At 69.5% G+C, this 17,415-nt stretch carries 14 protein-coding genes; 8 read left to right on the forward strand and 6 right to left on the reverse strand.

The features are described from left to right. Positions 1 to 70: 70 nt before the first annotated feature. Positions 71 to 469, forward strand: a complete 399-nt coding sequence (locus G4G00_RS20930; protein WP_164276318.1) for a hypothetical protein — start codon at positions 71 to 73, stop codon at positions 467 to 469. A 285-nt stretch (positions 470 to 754) separates the two neighbouring features. Here the strand turns inward: G4G00_RS20930 and recD are convergent, their stop codons facing one another. The 3 genes from recD to recC are packed head-to-tail and all read right to left on the reverse strand — an operon-like array spanning position 755 to position 9,560. Beyond that, the gene (gene recD / locus G4G00_RS20935; RefSeq protein ID WP_164276322.1) at positions 755 to 2,581 is read right to left on the reverse strand and encodes an exodeoxyribonuclease V subunit alpha; all 1,827 of its coding nucleotides are present in this window, start codon (positions 2,579 to 2,581) and stop codon (positions 755 to 757) included. Then, positions 2,578 to 6,222, reverse strand: a complete 3,645-nt coding sequence (recB, locus tag G4G00_RS20940) for an exodeoxyribonuclease V subunit beta (RefSeq protein WP_164276325.1) — start codon at positions 6,220 to 6,222, stop codon at positions 2,578 to 2,580. The genes recD and recB overlap by 4 nt, the downstream gene beginning before the upstream one ends. Continuing rightward, positions 6,219 to 9,560 (reverse strand): exodeoxyribonuclease V subunit gamma, encoded by a 3,342-nt coding sequence (gene recC, locus G4G00_RS20945; protein ID WP_164276328.1) that lies wholly within the window; start codon positions 9,558 to 9,560, stop codon positions 6,219 to 6,221. The genes recB and recC overlap by 4 nt, the downstream gene beginning before the upstream one ends. Before the next feature lie 194 nt (positions 9,561 to 9,754). Here recC and G4G00_RS20950 point away from each other — a divergent pair, with 194 nt between their 5' ends. The 6 genes from G4G00_RS20950 to G4G00_RS20975 are packed head-to-tail and all read left to right on the forward strand — an operon-like array spanning position 9,755 to position 13,854. Further along, on the forward strand, positions 9,755 to 10,543 hold the full coding sequence (locus tag G4G00_RS20950) for an ABC transporter ATP-binding protein (protein ID WP_164276331.1): 789 nt from the start codon (positions 9,755 to 9,757) through the stop codon (positions 10,541 to 10,543). Further along, the gene (locus G4G00_RS20955; protein WP_108751406.1) at positions 10,543 to 11,292 is read left to right on the forward strand and encodes an MlaE family lipid ABC transporter permease subunit; all 750 of its coding nucleotides are present in this window, start codon (positions 10,543 to 10,545) and stop codon (positions 11,290 to 11,292) included. The genes G4G00_RS20950 and G4G00_RS20955 overlap by 1 nt, the downstream gene beginning before the upstream one ends. A gap of 59 nt (positions 11,293 to 11,351) precedes the next feature. Then, entirely contained in the window at positions 11,352 to 11,876 is a 525-nt protein-coding gene (gene mlaD / locus G4G00_RS20960; RefSeq protein WP_164276334.1) for an outer membrane lipid asymmetry maintenance protein MlaD, read from the forward strand. Next, positions 11,873 to 12,538, forward strand: a complete 666-nt coding sequence (locus G4G00_RS20965; RefSeq protein ID WP_108754656.1) for an ABC transporter substrate-binding protein — start codon at positions 11,873 to 11,875, stop codon at positions 12,536 to 12,538. Before mlaD ends, G4G00_RS20965 begins: the two co-directional genes overlap by 4 nt. Beyond that, entirely contained in the window at positions 12,528 to 12,839 is a 312-nt protein-coding gene (locus G4G00_RS20970; protein ID WP_164276337.1) for an STAS domain-containing protein, read from the forward strand. The genes G4G00_RS20965 and G4G00_RS20970 overlap by 11 nt, the downstream gene beginning before the upstream one ends. 1 nt (position 12,840) lies before the next feature. Next, entirely contained in the window at positions 12,841 to 13,854 is a 1,014-nt protein-coding gene (locus G4G00_RS20975; RefSeq protein WP_164276340.1) for a VacJ family lipoprotein, read from the forward strand. A 107-nt stretch (positions 13,855 to 13,961) separates the two neighbouring features. On the opposite strand, the gene G4G00_RS20980 is transcribed toward G4G00_RS20975, so the two are convergent. The 3 genes from G4G00_RS20980 to rmuC all read right to left on the reverse strand — a co-directional run bounded on the left by G4G00_RS20980 (position 13,962) and on the right by rmuC (position 16,578). Then, positions 13,962 to 14,507: a glutathione peroxidase gene (locus G4G00_RS20980; protein WP_108754658.1), complete on the reverse strand. Its 546-nt coding sequence runs from the start codon at positions 14,505 to 14,507 to the stop codon at positions 13,962 to 13,964. Positions 14,508 to 14,571: 64 nt separating this feature from the next. After that, positions 14,572 to 14,970 carry a hypothetical protein gene (locus G4G00_RS20985; protein WP_108754659.1) on the reverse strand — a complete coding sequence of 133 codons (399 nt, stop codon included), beginning with the start codon at positions 14,968 to 14,970 and terminating at the stop codon, positions 14,572 to 14,574. A gap of 63 nt (positions 14,971 to 15,033) precedes the next feature. Then, the gene (gene rmuC, locus G4G00_RS20990) at positions 15,034 to 16,578 is read right to left on the reverse strand and encodes a DNA recombination protein RmuC (RefSeq protein WP_108754660.1); all 1,545 of its coding nucleotides are present in this window, start codon (positions 16,576 to 16,578) and stop codon (positions 15,034 to 15,036) included. A 44-nt stretch (positions 16,579 to 16,622) separates the two neighbouring features. Between rmuC and G4G00_RS20995 the strand changes: the two genes are divergently transcribed. After that, entirely contained in the window at positions 16,623 to 17,225 is a 603-nt protein-coding gene (locus tag G4G00_RS20995; RefSeq protein WP_108754661.1) for a glutathione S-transferase N-terminal domain-containing protein, read from the forward strand. The last annotated feature ends 190 nt before the right edge of the window (positions 17,226 to 17,415 follow it).

Consider the following 17,415-nt stretch of genomic DNA (forward strand, 5'->3'; position numbering starts at 1 on the left):
CGCTACCATCGCTACCCGGTAGCGCCGGGCCATGCCCGGCGGCCTTTCGCCCCGATAACAGGACGGTTCAATGAGTTACGACATGATGGTCTTCGAGGCCAGCGCGGCGCCACGCGAGGCGGCGGCCTTCATCGCCTGGTTCGAGAAGCAGGCTCAATGGGGCGAGAACCACGAGTACGACGACCCGGCGGTCAGCAGCCCGGCGCTGCAGGCCTGGTTTGCGGACATGGCGCGGGAGTTCCCGCCGATGAACGGCCCTCTGAGCAACGATGATGACGACCGCCCCGAAGTGACTGATTACAGCATCGGCCGCCAGGTGATCTACGGTGCCTTCGCCTACTCGGTGGCCGAGCGCGCGCATGGCCGCGTGCAGGACCTGGCCGAACAGCACGGCGTGGGCTTCTTCGATCTCAGCGCCGATGAAGCCGCGATCGTCTTCCCCGATGGCCTGGTGCTGATCGCGGAATGAACGTGGCGGCAGGGCGGCGCCCTGCACCGGCCGAATAAACGGCAACGTCAAAGCGGGCATGTCGTGGGATGGCCGGGTGGGTCCGGTTGAGGGGGACGCCGTAAACCCATCCATGGGGGCTTGGTCGCGGCATCCATGCCGCTCACACCCCCTCAACCGGACCCACCCCGCCTTCGACAATTTCCCGGTGGCCAGAACGCTTCTGTAGAGTCGAGCCATGCTCGACTCAGATCCATCAGCCGAGCGTGGCTCGGCTCTACAGGGTATGCGCCGGCGCAACCCCGGTCATGCACCCAGCCGCCAGGCCAGGCCGCCCAGGCGGCTGGCGTGGCGCTTCAGCGCCGCCACCAGCACGTCTTCGCTGCCGGCCAGGTGCAGGCGCTGGCGGGCGCGGGTCAGGCCGGTGTAGACCAGCTCGCGCGACAGCACGCGGCTGTCCTGCCGCGGCAACTGCAGCCAGACCTCATCGAATTCCGAACCCTGTGCCTTGTGCACGGTCATCGCGAAGGCGCTTTCGTGCGCGGGCAGTGCGGCCGGATGGAAGGCGCGGGGCTGGTCGAGCGTGTCGCCGGGGAACCAGGCCGCCATCGCACCCTGCGGGTCGCGCAGGCAGATGCCGATATCACCGTTGAACAGCCGGTGCCGATAGCTGTTTTCGGTGATCAGCAGCAGACGGCCCTGGAAGTAGCCGGGCGTGTTGCCGGCCAGCAGCTGCTCAATGCGGCTGTTGAGACCGCGCGCGCCCTGCGGGCCTTCGCGCAGTGCGGTGAGCACACGCAGGCGGCCGGCCTGCTGCAGCGCGCGGCCGGGGTCGTCGGCCTCGGCCAGCGCGCGCCAGTGCGAGAGCAGGTGCTCGCGCTGGCCGCGCAGCGGATCGGCATCGTGTTCGTGGAAGCTGACCCCGGACAGGCTGCCGTCGCGCAGCAGCGACAACGCGGTGCGGGCATCGCCCTCGCGCACGGCCTGGGCCAGCGGTGCCAGCTGCAGCGCATCACTTTGCCGATAGCCGCGCTGCAACTGCACGCGGCGGCCGGCGAAGGCGCTTGGCGGCGCCTGCGGCTGCAGGGTGGGCGCGGCCAGCAGGCCGTGCAGGGCCTGCGCGTCGTCGACACGGGTGCCTGTGCCATCACCACTGGCGCGCAGGATCGCGCTGAGCACATCGCCGGCTTCCACCGAGGGCAACTGGTCCGGATCGCCCAGCAGGATCAACCGCGTACCGCTGGCAATGGCATCGACCAGCTTGGCCATCAGCGGCAGATCGATCATCGAGGCTTCGTCCACCACCACTACATCCACCGGCAGCGGATTGTCGGCGTGGTGGCGGAAGCGCGGCGAATCGGGAATGACGCCGAGCAGGCGATGCAAGGTCGTGCCGGTGCTCGGCAATGCCGCACACAGCGCCGGGTCCAGCCCTGCTTCCTGCAGCCGCTGCACGGCCAGGCGCAGGCTTTCGGCCATGCGCTCGGCGGCACGCCCGGTGGGCGCGGCCAGGGCCACCTGCGGTGCCGGTTGCCCCGCCTGCAGGGCCTGCGCGGCCAGCAGCAGCAACAGGCGGGCGATGGTGGTGGTCTTGCCGGTACCGGGGCCGCCGGTGACCAACGCCAGCGGGTGGCGCAGGGTCACCCCGGCCGCACGTGCCTGGTGGTCTTCCTGCGTGGCGGCGGCGGGAAACAGACGCGCGAACAAGGGCGCCAGCGCTGCCATGTCCGGCGCCGGCAGCGGGTGCCGGCCGATGCGCTGCAGCCCGGCGGCCAGCTGCCGCTCGTATTCGCGGTAGCGGCGCAGGTACAGCAGGCCGTTTTCCAGCACCAGCGGTGCCTCATCGGCAGCGGCGTCCGGGTCATCGGGCTGTGCCACCCAGGGCGAGGCCCGCAGCTGGGCCAGCCACTGCGGCGGCGGCGGCCACGCGGTCACGCCCTCGATCAGGCGACCGGGCTGCGCCGGATCGAAACCGGCATGGCCCTGCGATACCGCCAGCGAGGCCAACGCGGCAGCCACCGCCACGGCATCGGGCGTATCGTCGCGCAACCGCAGCAGGCTGGTGGCCAGGGCATGGTCGAGCGTGCGCAGGTGGCGGCCCACGTACAGCTGTTTCAGCAGGCTGGTGCTCATGCGCTGGCTCCGATGGCACGCGCGGCCAGTGCGGCATGGGCGGCATCGCCACCAGCAAACAGCGCGTCCAACCCATCCACCAGCTCCGGTGCGAAGCGGTCGACATGGACCCCGTTGCCATTGCCGTCCAGGCCGCGGCAGAACAGATAGCGGATGCCGCCCATGTCACGCGCGTAGTCGTAGGCGCGGCCCAGGCGGAAGCGCAGCCAGCGGTGCAGGGCCACGGTGTAGATCAGCGCCTGCAGGTCATATTCGCTGTGGCGCATGGCGATCTGCAGCAGGTCCGGGCCGTAGCCCGGCAATCGATTGGATTTGTAGTCGAGCACGTACCAGCGCCCATCGCGCACATAGGTCAGGTCGATCTTGCCGGTCATCAGCCCTTCCAGCCGGCGGCGCAGGCCAAAGCCACGGCGTGCGCTGGCAATGCCATGGGCGTGCAGCAGCTGCAGCAGCGCCGGCACACTGGTCGGCTCGATGGCGAAGTGGAACTCGATTTCTGCGCGGCGTTCGCCCTCGCCCAGGCTGTGCAGAGCACCACCCTCGGGAAGGCCAACGGTGAGCGTGTGGCCGACCAGCGGCACCAGCACGGCCACGCCATCGTCCAGGTCCTGATCGGCATAGCCTTCATCGTGCAGCGCCTTGCGCAGCAGCGCGGCCTGCCCTTCGGGCGCGGGCTGGTCTGGCGTCCAGCTACCCCACGCAGCGAAATCGACGTTCTCCAGCGCCTCATGCAGCACGTTGCCAAAACGACTGCCCATGAAGCGCGGGTCCGGCGGCACGCTGTCGGCATCGGCGGCGGCCGCTTCGGGCAGAGCCGGTTCCAGCGGCAGTTCGGCGCCGGCCGGTTCGTCGGCGGCCGGTGCCGGCAGTTCGGTGGCGGCCGCTTCGACATCGTTGCCGGCATCGGCGTGGGCGAGCTGGGTGAAGCTGTAGACCCACCAGTCGTTCGGTACGCGCCGGGTCAGGCTGCGCACGGCCGGCAGGTCGCCTTCCTGTTCGGTCGGCAACTGCGGCAGGCGCAGCACCGGCGCGCTGTCGTCGATGCAGACGTCGGCATGCGTGCGCAGGGTCTGCAGATCGCCCAGCAGCGGCGCCAGGCGGGTCTTGCCCAGTCCGGCCAGGTCGCCGATGGCAATCCACAGCGCGTGCTCGGCGCGGGTCAGGCCCACGTACAGCAGGCGGGCGTCCTCGGCGCGCTGTTCGCGTTCGCGCTGGCCGCTGGCGGCCTCCCAGGCCTCGTCCTTGTGCAGCTTCCAGTGCAGCTGGCGCTGGCCGTCCAGGTGCACGGTGCAGTGCGCCGCGTTGTTGGGCGCGCCGCCGTCGATGCCAACGAACGGCAGGTACACCAGCGGGTATTCCAGGCCCTTGCTCTTGTGCAGGGTGATGATCTGCACCCGCCGCGCATCCGATTCCAGGCGCAGCAGCTGCTGTTCGTCGTTCTGGTCGGCATGGACCATCTGCCCCTGCAGCCAGTCCAGCAGGCCATGCATGCCCAGTGCCTGCGCCGAGGCCTCCTGCAGCAGTTCGCCCAGCTGCAGGTAGTTGGTCAGCCGGCGCTCGCCATCGATCAGGGCCAGCAGGCGTTCGCCCTGCGCGGCACAGACATCGGCCACCACGGCGAAGGGGCCGCCGCGTTGCCAACGCTCGCGCCAATGCAGCAGCTGGGTCTGGAAGCCACGCTGCAGGTCCCCTTCGCGCTCCATGCTGGCGATCGCGCTGGCGGGCTGGCCCAGCAGCACGGTCGCCAGCGCGGCGCGCAGCCGCCCTTCGTCGGCCGGCTGCAGCAAGGCCAGCAGCAACGCGCGCAGATCGCGGGCCTCGCGGGTGGCGAACAGGCTCTGCTTGCCGGCGGCCACGGCGGGAATACCCACCGCGGCCAGCGCGCGCTGCACCAGCGTTGCCTCGCGGTGCGAACGCACCAGCACGGCGATATCACCGGGCTGCACCGGCCGGCCACGCAGCACCGCCGCGCCGGCGCGGGCGTCGACCAGGGTCTGGTGGATGGCGGCCACGCAGGCCTGGGTCGCTGCCGCGCGCGAGGCGTCGGCGCCCAGCGCCTTGTCGCCGTCACTGCGCAGCACGCGCAGGGTCAGTGCCGGTGCCGCTGCACCATCACGCAGGTAATCGTCATCGCTGCGCACGCCACCGGGGCGCACCGGCTCAAAGCCGATACCCGCCTCCAGGAAGGCCTCGTCGCCACCGTTGTCATACAGCGCCTGCAGCGCGCGCAGCACCGACGGCCGCGAACGGAAGTTCTGGTCCAACGGCGGCGCCGGCTGCGCGGCCTGCTTGGCCTTCAGGTAGGTGTGGATGTCACCGCCGCGGAAACCGTAGATGGCCTGCTTCGGGTCGCCGATCAGGAACAGCGCCGGTGCCAGGCCCAGGGTCTGCACCTCGGCCGAATCACCGAACACCGTGTGGAAGATGCCCCACTGGCGATCGTCGGTGTCCTGGAATTCATCGACCAGTGCGATGCGGTACTGCTGGCGCAGCTTGCGCACCAGGTCCAGGCGCTGCGGTCCCTCCAGGGCCTGGGCCACGCCGTCGATCAGGTCGTCGTAGGTCTGTACCCGGCGCGTGCGCTTGAGTGCGGCCAGGCGCTGGGCGGCCTCCTCGCGCAGGGCATGCAGGAAGTTCAGTGCGGTGCCGCGCAGCCATTGCTCGCGCTGGTCCAGCAGCGCCACGTAGCGCTGCAGCGGTGCCTGCAGCGGCGAAGACGGCGTGCGATCGACGCACTTCTTGTTGGTCTTGGCCGCCAGCGCATCGGGCAGCAGGGCCGGCAGACGCTCGCTGGACAGCAGTTCGGTCGCATCGCCGCGCTCGCCCCAGGCCAGCAGCTGCCGGCCCAGCGGGTGCAGCCAGCCCAGCTTGTAGGACACGCCGTTGATCCACTTGTTGTCGACCGCTTCGCACAGATCCAGGAAGAACTGTTCGCCATGCTCACGCACGGCAAGCGACAGTTCTGCCGCCGCGCTCTGCAGGGCCGGGCGCGGGTCGTCCACCGCCACCGCCTGCGGGCGCGGGTACAGCGGTGGCGAGGCCAGCAGCGCACGCAGGTCCGAGGCCAGCGCATCGGGGTGTGACCACAGCCAGGTCAGCGGTTCCAGCGTGGCCGGGTCGTTGGCGTGCACGCGCCACAGGTCCGCGGCCAGTTCCTCCAGCAGTTCGCGGTCGCTGGCCAGCAGTTCCGGCGGATCGAAGGTATGCCCGCTTTCCAGTGCGTATTCGCGCAGTACGCGCGTGCAGAAGCCATGGATGGTGAAGATCGAGGCCAGGTCGATCTCGTCGGCGGCGACCTGCAGCCGGCGTTGCAGGGCGGCCGCACTTTCGCTGCCCCCATCAAGGTGCCGCTGCAGCACCTGCCGGGTCAGCAGCGCGTCGGGGGCCTCGTCGGCGGCCGGCGGCAGGTCCACCAGCCGCGCGGCCAACGCCAGGCGCTCGCGGATGCGCTTGCGCAGTTCCTGGGTCGCTGCGTCGGTGAAGGTCACCGCCAGGATCTGGCCGATGCGCAGGCGCTGTTCCACCACCAGGCGGGTGAACAGGGTGGCCAGGGTGAAGGTCTTGCCGGTGCCGGCGCTGGCCTCGATCAGGCCGATACCGTGCAGCGGCAGCAGCAGGTAGGGATCAACGGGGGCATTCATGCGTCGGCCTCCTTGCTGGTGCCAGCGGGACCGCGCCCGTCACGTACCGCACCGAACACGATCTGGCTGTTGCGCAGCAGATCGGCATAGCTGTCGTCATCGGCAAAGGGATCGGCACCCCGCAACAGCAGTTGCCAGGCATCGCTGTTCGCTTCGCCCCAACTGCGGTCGCTGCCGTGCCATTGCTTCCAGCCTTCGCTGCGCTGTTTTTCCACGGGCGCGGTGAACAGCACCCAGCCGGTGTACGGGGCGAAGCGCAGCGGCTCGCGCAGGCCGCGCTGGCGCAGCTGCAGCAGCGCACGCAGGGCAGCGCGCGCCGAGGACACGCTCAGCGCAGGCAGCAGGTGCGGGCCGGGACCGGCGTCGCCGCCATCATGGAACTGCACCAGCGGCAGCGCATCGCCGGCGGCGTTGGCCAGCAGCCAATCCAGCCCCTGGCGGATGACCGCATTGCCGTTGAGCGTGCCGGCACGCAGGCGCACCAGTCCCTCGGGATGGCGGTCGGCCACCCGGCCATGCAGGCGCACGCCGTCGATATCCACGTCGTAGCGGCGGCTTTCCAGCGGCTGCCCACGCATCCAGCCCAGCATCGCGCTGGCATAGGGGCGGGTCTTGAGCTGTTCGGCTTCGAACTGGCGCTCGCCCAGCGCACCGGACGGCAGCAGGCCGCGCGCGCGCAGGCGCGGGTACAGCGGCTCGGCATCGCCGCTGAGGGTGGCGCGCACGACGGCGGCCTGCACGCTGCGCTTTTCCGGCCCGCGCGAGGACAGCACCAGCGGCTCCAGGTCGTCCACCTCCTCGACCTCGTCGGCCAGGCGCAGGCCCAGTGCCTGGGCCAGGAACTGTCCGGCCGGGTCGCACAGGAAGCGGCGCAGCGCATCCAGTGCGACCTCCGCTTCCACCGCATCGTCCAGCGGTGGTGGCAGCGGCGCGTCGAACCACGCGGGCAGCCCACTGCGCTGGCCGGACAGGCGCCCGGCGGCCGGGTGCCACTGCCGGCGGTAACTGAAGCGGCGCCCATCGCCTTCGCCGAACGCGGCCGGCGAGAACGGCTGCAGCGCGTGGCGCACGGTGAAGTCACGCGTGGCCGTGGCGGGGTCCTGGTGGTAGGCGGCCGCGGCGTCGATCAGTTCACTGACCAGCACCGAAGGTTCACGCACGCTGCCATCGCGCGGGTCCGCCCCCAGGTAGCTCAGATAGAACACGTCCTGGGCGGCGGCGAACAACTGCAGGAACAGGAAGCGGTCATCCTCGCGGGTGGAACGGTCACCCGGGCGGCGGCGCGGCGTATCCAGTTCGGCGGTGAGCTGGTTCAGGCCGGCAGCCGGGTCGCGGCGCGGGAAGTCGCCATCGTTCAGGCCCAGCACGCAGATCACCCGGAACGGCAGCAGGCGCATCGGCACCATGCGGCCAAAGCTGATGCCACCGGTCAGCAGCGGCGCGCGGGTATCGGCTTCGGACAGCGCACCGGCGAAGTGCGCACGCACCACCTCCGGTGGCACACCCTCTTCGAAGCCGGCGCGGGTGGCATCGTCGGCAAACTGGTTCAGCAGCTTGCGCAGTCGCTCCAGTGCGCGCTGGCTGTTGGGTGAGGTGGGCGCTTCGGGCAGCAGCGCATCGAGCAGGGCCAGCAGACGCTGGCGCCACTGTGCCGGGGTGAGCGTGTCACCCAGTCGGCGCTGGTACACCGCCAGCACACGCAACAGGCGCAGCAGCCGGTCCAGCGCGTCCAGCGCGCCGCCTTCCAGTTCGGTCCACGGCGCCACACCGGCCAGATCGACGTCGCTGCCGGTGGCGTGGCCCAGCAGCAGCCGGTCCAGCGCGAACTGCCAGGTGTAGGCGTCATCGCGCGGCGCCTGCATCTGCCCGCGGTGGTTGGCATCGATGCCCCAGCGCGCGCCGGCCTGCTGCAGCCAGCCGTGCAGGCGGTCGAAATCCACCGCCTCCAGGCCCGCAGCCTCTGCCAACGGCGCGCTGGCCAGCAGATCCAGGATCTCGTTCAGGCCGAAACGCGAGACCGGGAGGCCCAGCAGGTGCACGAACACATCGGCCAGCGGCTCACCGGCCAGCGGGCTGCTGTCGGCCAATGCATAGGGAATGTGGTCTTCTTCGCCGCTGCGGCCGCCGAACACCGCTTCCAGGTACGGCACGTAAGGGTCGATGTCCGGCGCCAGCACCGCGATGTCGCGCGGCTGCAGCGGGGGATCGAAGCGCGGGTCCTGCAGCAGCGCGCGCAGCTGGTCGTGCAGTACCTGCAGTTCGCGCAGGCGGGTGTGGCAGGCATGCACCTGCAGGCTCGGGTCATCGCTGTGCAGGCCATCGCGCAGTTCCCCCGACGGCAACGCGCGGCGGTGGAACAGGTCGCGCTGCAGGCGGTGCAGCAGGCTGTCGGCCAGGCCGCCTTCGGCCAACGTGGGCCGGGTGTCTTCTTCCGGGTCGGAATAGGCGGCGATCTCGCCGGCCGGATGCACCACCTCGTAACTGCCCAGCACCGCCATGAAGTCGCGGCCGGCGGTGCCCCAGGCTTCCAGCAGACGGTTTTCGCCGGCGGCTTCGCCGAACGGGTCCGGCGCACCGCTGCGCAGGCGCTCGGCCAGCGTCTGCAGGTCGCCCCAGTACGACTGCACCGGGGTCGGCATATAGAAGTGCAGTTCGCCCACCCGCGACTGGGTGGCCATGACCCGCAGCACGTCCGGCGAGATGTTCAACGTGGCGAAGGCCGACAGGCGCGGCGGCAGGCCCTGCGGCAGCGGCTTGCCCGCGCCTTCGTAGCGGTCCAGGTAGTCCTGGATGCGCCGCGCGCGGTAGCCCTGGCCATGGGCGATGGCCCGCCACAGGATCGCCTGCGGATCGTCCGGGTCGGCACCGGCATCCCAGCGCAGCAGCCAGTCGCGGCGCCAGGCCTGGTATTTCTCGAACACGGCGGCCAGTTCGCCGGCCAGCGCCCACGGCTTCAGGGTGTCGCCACCGGCCAGGTAGGACTGCAGCGCGCGCATCGCCGGCTGGGCCAACAGCGACGGATCGCGCAGGGCGCGGTACAGTTTCCAGTGCAGCCCGGCCGCGTCCAGGTCGTCGGCTTCGCCGGGCACGTTCGCGTTGAGGGCGCGGGCAACGAACTCGCCCGGGGTGAGGAACTCCAGGTTCGCCGCTACGCCATACTCGGCCGCCAGGGTGGCCTGCAGCCAGCGGCGCATGGCCACCTGGGGAATCAGCACCACCTCCGGGGCCAGCAGCGGCTGGCCGGGAACCGGCGCACGCACGTTGCGCGCCAGCAGCGCGGCCAGCACATCCAGGGAGTTGGAATGGTAGAGACGGAAATCGTTGCCGGGGTCACTCATCGTGCACAGTGTGCCGCACGACCGCCGCTATTCAATGGTGTACTGGCAGGACCGGTACGGATTGTTCCGGGATACCGCGGCATTGTCCCGGCCGCGCGGGTGGCATGGCGTGCCACAATACTGCACCGTCCAGTCCGCTTATGTTCAGCCGGCTGGCCCGATTCTGCCCTGTCGAAAAAACGTTAATGGTGCCCATGTCGGCTTCCGCCTCCAGCTTGGTGCAGTTGTCCAACGTCCGCATCGACCGGAGCGGGCGCACGATCCTGCGCGATGTATCGCTGCAGGTTCCGCAGGGCAGCATCACCGCCGTGCTCGGCCCGTCCGGCAGCGGCAAGTCCACCCTGCTGGCCGCCCTCACCGGTGAACTGCGCCCGGTGTCCGGGCAGGTCACCCTGTTCGGCAAGCCCATTCCGCAGGGCAGCGCCGAACTGCTGGAGATGCGCCGCAGCGTGGGCGTGCTGCTGCAGGGCAATGGCCTGCTGACCGACCTGACCGTTGCCGAGAACGTCGCCCTGCCCCTGCGCACACACACCCGCCTGCCGGCGCCGGTGCTGCGCCGGCTGGTGCAGATGAAGCTGCACGCGGTAGGCCTGCTGGCCGCCGCCGATGCCTGGCCGCGCGAGCTGTCCGGCGGCATGGCGCGGCGCGTGGCCCTGGCCCGCGCGCTGGCCCTGGACCCGCCGCTGATGATCTACGACGAGCCGCTGACCGGGCTGGACCCGATCGCCTCGGGGGTGATCATGAGCCTGATCCAGCGCCTGAACCACAGCCTGGGCCTGACCAGCATCATCGTCAGCCACCACGTGCACGAGACCCTGCCGATCTGCGACCAGGTCATCGCCATCGCCAACGGCGGGGTGGTGTTCCAGGGCAGCCCCGAAGCGCTGCAGACCAGCCAGGACCCGCTGCTGCGGCAGTTCCTGCATGGCCAGCCCGACGGCCCCATTCCCTTTGACGCTGCGCCGCGGGCGAGGGTCGCCTGATGCCGTTCGTGCAAGCCACCCGTTCGCTGGGCCGCGCCGGTCTGTTCTCGCTGACCGTGCTGCGCGGTTCGCTGCCCACCCGTGATTTCCTGGCCGAGCTTACCCGCGAGATCTACAAGATCGGCGCGCGCTCGCTGCCGATCATCGCCGTCGGCGGTGCCTTCGTCGGCCTGGTGCTGACCCTGCAGGGCTACCGCACGCTGACCACCTTTGGTGCAGCCGACGCGCTGTCCACGCTTCTGGGCCTGTCGCTGTACCGCGAGCTGGCGCCGGTGCTGACCGCGCTGCTGTTCATCGGCCGCGCCGGCAGTTCCATCGCCGCCGAGCTGGGCCTGATGCGCGCCACCGACCAGATCAAGGCGCTGGAACTGATGGCCATCGACCCGGTGGCCAAGGCCGTGGCCCCGCGCTTCTGGGCGGCGGTGCTGACCGTGCCGTTGCTGACCGGCGTGTTCTGTTCGCTGGCCATCAGCGCCAGCTACTTCGAGGCCGTGCATGTGCTGGGCCTGGACAACGGCGTGTTCTGGTCGGCGCTGCGCAACAGCGTGGACTTCTGGGACGACTTCGGCGTGGCAATGCTGAAGTCGGCCATCTTCGGTGGTACCGCCGCGCTGGTGGCCTCGTATGTGGGCTTCCACGCCGAACCGACCATCGAAGGCACCTCGGTGGCGACCACCCGTGCGGTGGTGAACGCCTCGCTGCTGGTGCTGATGTTCAACTTCGTGCTGTCGGCAATGCTGTTCACGTAACCCTTTCCACCGGCGGCGCGCAGGGCGCGCTGCCACCCAGAGACGATCAGGTATTCCACATGGCCATCCGCGGTCCCAGACTTGAATTCTCCGTCGGCGCATTCCTGCTGCTGGCCCTGGCTTCGCTCATGGTGCTGGCCGTTGCCTCCACCAACCAGCGTTGGAGCTGGGGCAGCCAGGGCTACGAGCTGAAGGCGCGCTTTTCGCAGGTCGGCCAGCTGCGCAAGCAGGCACCGGTGAAGATCGGCGGTGTGACGGTTGGCCAAGTGGCGGCCATCGATCTTGACCCGGTGAAGTTCGAGTCGATCGTGACCCTGCGCATGGACAGCAAGATCAAGGACCTGCCGGCCGATACCTCGGCTGGCATCTTCACCAGCGGCCTGCTGGGCGAAAGCTACATCGGCCTGCAGCCGGGCGGCGATCCGGACGTGCTCAAGGCCGGTGACGAGATTGTCTTCACCCAGCCGGCGGTCGATCTGATCCAGCTGGTGGGCAAGTACATGTTCAGTGGTGGCGCCGGTGGCGGCACCGAACAGAAATCCAACGAGAGCGCCCCCGCGCCTGCAACGGAACCGCAACCATGAAGACGAAACTGATCCCGGCCCTGCTCGCTTCCTCGCTGCTGCTGGCCAGCCCGCTGCTGGCCCAGGCACAGCAGTCCACCGCACCGGCCGTGGCCGCGCCGCAGGGCCAGGCCGGCAAGGTGGTCATTGATGCCAGCACCCGCATCCTGAACACCCTGCAGCAGCGCCGCAGCGAATTCAGCAGCAACCCGGCCAGCCTGCGCAGCTACATCGACAGCGAGCTCAACCGCACCTTCGACCGTGACTACGCCGCGCGCCTGGTGCTGGGCACGCACGCCCGCGGCGCCTCGGACGCCGACATCAAGCTGTTCGCCGATGCCATGGCCGACAGCCTGATGCAGCGCTACGGCTCGACCCTGCTGAACATCCAGGGCAAGCCCAGCTTCCGCCTGAAGGGCGAAAGCCCGCTGCCGGGCAACCGCGGCGTGCGCGTGGCCACCGAACTGGTGCGCGCCGGTGCCGAGGGCACCCCGGTGGAGTACTGGATGCGCAACGTGGGCGGCCAGTGGAAGATCTTCGACGTCAACATCGAAGGCATCTCCTACGTGCAGACCTTCCGTAACCAGTTCGACGCGCCGCTGCGCCAGAAGGGCATCAAGCAGGTGGCCAGCGAACTGCGCAGCGGCAGCATGCAGGCCGGGCCGGCGGGCAATGGCAAGTAAACCGCTGGCGCAGCTGGAAGGCGACACCCTGCGCCTGCGCGGGGTGTTGGACCGCGCCGCGGTCATCGCCCTCTGGCCGCAGTTGCAGGCCCTGCCGGCCAAGCTGGCACGGCTGGATCTGGGCGACGTGGAACGCGTGGACAGCGCCGGTCTGGCGCTGCTGGCCGAACTGGCCGCACGTGCACGCGCACAGGGCCATGCCCTGGCCATCGCCGGCGCACCGGCCGGCTACAACGAACTGAGCGCGGCCTACCGGCTGTCGCCCACCCTGGATTTCACCGCACCTTCTGCTGCGAGCTGACATGAACGTCGTACGCGCCATCTCCCTTCTTCTTGTTGCCGCCGCGCTGAGCGCGTGCGCCGGCAAGCCCGCGCGCAGCGACGCGCCCGTGGCCGACACCGTGGTGCCGGCCGCCGCCAGCGAACCGGTGGCCAGCGATGCCGTGCCGGCGACCGATGTGGCGCCGACCACTGACAGTGCGACCGCCGCACCGGCTACCGCCGCGACCGCCGCGACCGCAGCCACGCCGCCGGCCGGCCAGGCGGGCAGCGCTGGCAACACCACCGCCGCAGCCGGCGACGATGACGACTTCGATGCGCTGTATGGCAGCAATGCCGCCACCGCCGATGCCTCGGCCTACGACCCGTGGGAGCCGCTGAACCGCAAGGTGCATGCGTTCAACAACGCGGTTGATCGCGGCGTCGCGCGCCCGCTGGCCACCGCCTACACCCACGTGGTGCCGCGCTTTGCCCGTACCGGCGTCAGCAACTTCTTCAGCAACCTGCGTTCGCCGCTGACCATCACCAACCAGCTGCTGCAGGGCCGACCGGGCGATGCCTGGGACACCCTGGGCCGCTTCCTGATGAACAGCACGCTGGGTATCGGTGGCCTGTTCGATCCGGCCAGCAAGGCCATGGTCCCGCGTCGCAATGAAGACTTCGGGCAGACCCTGGGCGCCTGGGGCTGGCGCCGTTCGCGCTACGTGGAACTGCCGTTCTTCGGCCCGCGTACCGTGCGCGATGTGTTCGGCCTGGCCGGTGACATTCCGCTGTCGCCCATCCGCACCATCGAGGAAGACAAGGTGCGTATCGGCCTGCAGGGCCTGCAGCTGGTGGACACCCGCGCACAGCTGATGGCGCTGGACGATATCCGCGACAGCGCAGTGGACGAGTACGCGCTGACCCGCGATGCCTGGCTGCAGCGCCGCAACTACCAGATCGAGAACGATCTGCGTGGCAAGCGCGAGCGTGGCAGCGACGATGCCAATTCGCCCATTCCGGTCGATGCCATGCCGATGCCGCAGTGGAGCAACTGATCGCTGCGACCGGCGCATGAAAAAACCCCGCCTTGGCGGGGTTTTTTTTTGCCGCTGCCCTGGGGTCAGAGCCCTTTCCGGTGGAAAGGGATCCGACCCCGGCGGGGTCAGGCGGCCAGGGCGGCCTCGACCGCTTCGCGCAGGCGCGCATCATCGGCGGCCACGTCCGGTGCGAAGCGGGCGATGACCTGGCCATCGCGGCCGATCAGGAACTTCTCGAAGTTCCACAGCACCGCCGGCGCCGGCAGGGTGGGAATGTCCTTGCCGGTCAGCAGCTCGCGCAGCGGACCTTCACCGATGGCCTGCGGCTGGGCGGCGGTCAGCTGCTGGTACAGCGGGTGGATGTCCTCACCGGCCACGCTGATCTTGGCGAACATGGGGAAGCTGACGTTGTAGGTCAGCTGGCAGAACTGCTGGATCTCGGCTTCACTGCCCGGCTCCTGGCCGAGGAAGTTGTTGGCCGGGAAACCCAGCACTTCCAGGCCCTGCGCCTGCTTGTCGGCGTACAGCGCCTGCAGGCCTTCGTACTGCTTGGTCAGGCCGCACTTGGAGGCCACGTTCACCAGCAGCAGTACCTTGCCGTTGTAGTCGGCCAGGGAAGACGGCTGGCCGTCGATGGTGGTGAGGGAAATGTCCTGGATCGGGGTGCTCACGCGGGTGCTCCGGCAATGGCGGGAAAGGTCTGCCAGCATAGCGCCGCGCGCGTGCTGCGCGCGCTCAATCCACGCAGATCGTGCCCTGTGCCTTGCCCGCTTCGATGCGCTGGCGGCAACCGAAGTTCTGGCTGACATCGCGCTGGCAGGTACCCGTGGCGACCACGCCTGCTTCGGTTTCGCCGGTGGCCAGGCACTGGCCGCTGCAGTCCTGCTTGCCGCTGCAGGTCTTGCCCGCATCGGCATAGGGAATCACGCACTGCACGCGCTGCAGCCGACCCAGCGGCTGCAGGGTGCCGCCGGCAGCGCGGCAGTCAACATCGCGCGCTTCCTGGTAGGCCTGGCTGGCTTCAGCGGTGTCGGCCGCGGCCGGCTGTGCCGCCGCATCGGTCGCTGGCGGGGTGCTGCTGCAGGCGGCCAGCAGCACGCCCAGGACAAGGCTGGCAAGGAAACGAAGGCGCATGGTTGGACCTGCTGGCGGTAATCGAGGCCGCCAGCATACGCACCACGCGGTGCAAACGGTGTGTCAGCCCTGCCCGGCGTCGTCGGCTTCGGGTGCTTCGTCTGCGGCCAGGCCATCGGGCAACAGCTGTCGGCTCTGTTCGGCCGGCAGCGATTCCACCTCGCGCAGCTTGCGCGCGATCGCCCGCGTGCGCACGCCGGTCTGGTCGATCTGCTTGCTGGCCTGGTCCAGCTTGGCCTTCACGTTGTCCAGCACATCACCGAACTTGCCGAACTCGGTCTTCACCGCGCCCAGCAGGCTCCACACCTCGCTGGAGCGCTTTTCGATGGCCAGGGTGCGGAAGCCCATCTGCAGACTGTTGAGCAGCGCGGTGACCGTGGTCGGCCCCGCCACCACCACGCGATGGTCGCGCTGCAGCAGGTCCACCAGCCCGGGGCGGCGGATCACTTCGGCGTACAGGCCTTCGGTGGGCAGGAACATCACCGCGAAATCGGTGGTGTGCGGCGGCACGATGTATTTCTCGCAGATGGACTTGGCCTGGATCTTCACCGCCCGTTCCAACTGTGCGCCCTGCACGCGCACCAGTTCGGCGTCGCCCTGCTCCTGTGCATCCAGCAGACGTTCGTAATCCTCGCGCGGGAACTTGGAATCGATCGGCAGCCACACCGGTGCATCGTCGGCGGCGCGGCCGGGCAGGCGCACCGCGATATCGACCATCTCGCCACTGTCCGGGCGCACCTTCACCGCGCGTGCGTACTGTTCCTGGATCAGGGTCTGTTCCAGGATGTTCTCCAGCTGCACTTCGCCCCAGCTGCCGCGCGTCTTCACGTTGGTCAGCACACGCTTCAGGTCGCCCACGCCGGTGGCCAGCTGCTGCATCTCGCCCAGGCCGCGCTGCACCTGTTCCAGGCGCTCGGACACCAGCTTGAACGACTGCCCCAGACGGGTTTCCAGCGTGGACTGCAGCTTCTCGTCCACCGTTACCCGCATCTGTTCCAGCTTCTGCGCGTTGTCGGTCTGCAGCGCGCGCAGCTGCTCTTCCAGGGTGGCGCGCATTTCAGCAATGCGCTGCTCGTTGCGCTGGGTCAGTTCCTGCAGGCGCAGGCCCAGGCTTTCGGTCAGCCGCTGCTGCGACTGCGCACCTTCTTCGCGGCCCTTGCGCGCATCGTCCACCAGGGTCTGGCGCAGCGCGCCCAACTGGGTATCGGTGCGCGTGGTCAGTTCCTGCAGCTGCTGGCCGAAGGCATGGATGCGCGCTTCCTGTTGCTGGCCGAACACCTCCAGCTGCGCGCGCAGCTCCTGCAGGCGCTGGCCGAGCAGCGCGCCGCTGCGCTGCTGACTGTCGGCCGCTTCGGCGCGCGCCTTGCGGGCGTCTTCGCCCAGCGCTTCGCGCAGCAGGTCCAGGCGCTGGTCGGTGCGGGTCGAGAGATCGGTCAGCGCGCGGGCGAAGCCATCGAGCTGTTCACGCAGTTCGCTGCGGCCACTGCGGGCCTCTTCGCGCACGGCCTGTTCCAGGCGGTCATGGGGGGGCCGGCGCAGCAGGGCGACCAGCTGCAGGACAAGGATGGCCAGCAGGAGGCTGCCAACGATGAGGAATTCAGTTTGCATGCCACCAGTGTAGGCTGGCCCCGTCTCAAACGCTGCGCCTGACCATGCTGGAACTGTACGGAAAGCCGTCGTCGATCAACGTGCGCAAGGTGCTGTGGCTGGCGGCCGTGCTGGGCCAGCCGCTGCGGCACCACATGGCCCCGGCGGCCGAGCTGCTGCGCGGGCTGAACCCCAACGCGCAGGTACCGGTGCTGCGCGAGGGCGACTTCGTGCTGTGGGAATCCAACAGCATCTGCCGCTACCTGGCCGCGCGTGCCGGGCGCGATGATCTGCTGCCGATGCAACCGCAGGCGCGGGCGCGGGTAGAGCAATGGATGGATTGGCAGGCCACCGATCTGAACACGGCGTGGCGCGCGGTGTTCATGGCCCGCGTGCGTGGTCATGCCGACTACCCGGACGATGCGCGGGCGGAGGCCAGCCTGGTGCAGTGGAACGGGCTGATGGCGATGCTGGATGCGCAGCTGGCGCAGCATGCCCACGTGGCCGGAGATGCCTTCACCCTGGCCGATATCGTGCTGGGGCTGTCGACCCAGCGCTGGCGATGCACACCGGGCAACAAGCCGGCGCTGGCCAACGTGGCCGCCTGGTTCGAGCGCCTGCGGCAGCAGCCAGGGTTTGCCGAGCACGTCGACAACGGAGTTGCCTGAGGGGGTGTTTTTGCAGGGCTTGCAGCCCTGCACCTGCCGTAGAGTCGAGCCATGCTCGACTGAAGCAACGTCAAGAGCTGGGTATCCGTGGCATGGCGGGGTGGGTCCGGTTGCGGGGGACGCCGTAAACCCCCAGTCCGGCCCAGCCGCTGGCGGCTGTGCGTTCGGGCGCTTGCGAAGCAGTGCTTCG

It is taken from the genome of Stenotrophomonas sp. B1-1 (genome assembly GCF_010894375.1).
Classification (GTDB): Bacteria; Pseudomonadota; Gammaproteobacteria; order Xanthomonadales; family Xanthomonadaceae; genus Stenotrophomonas.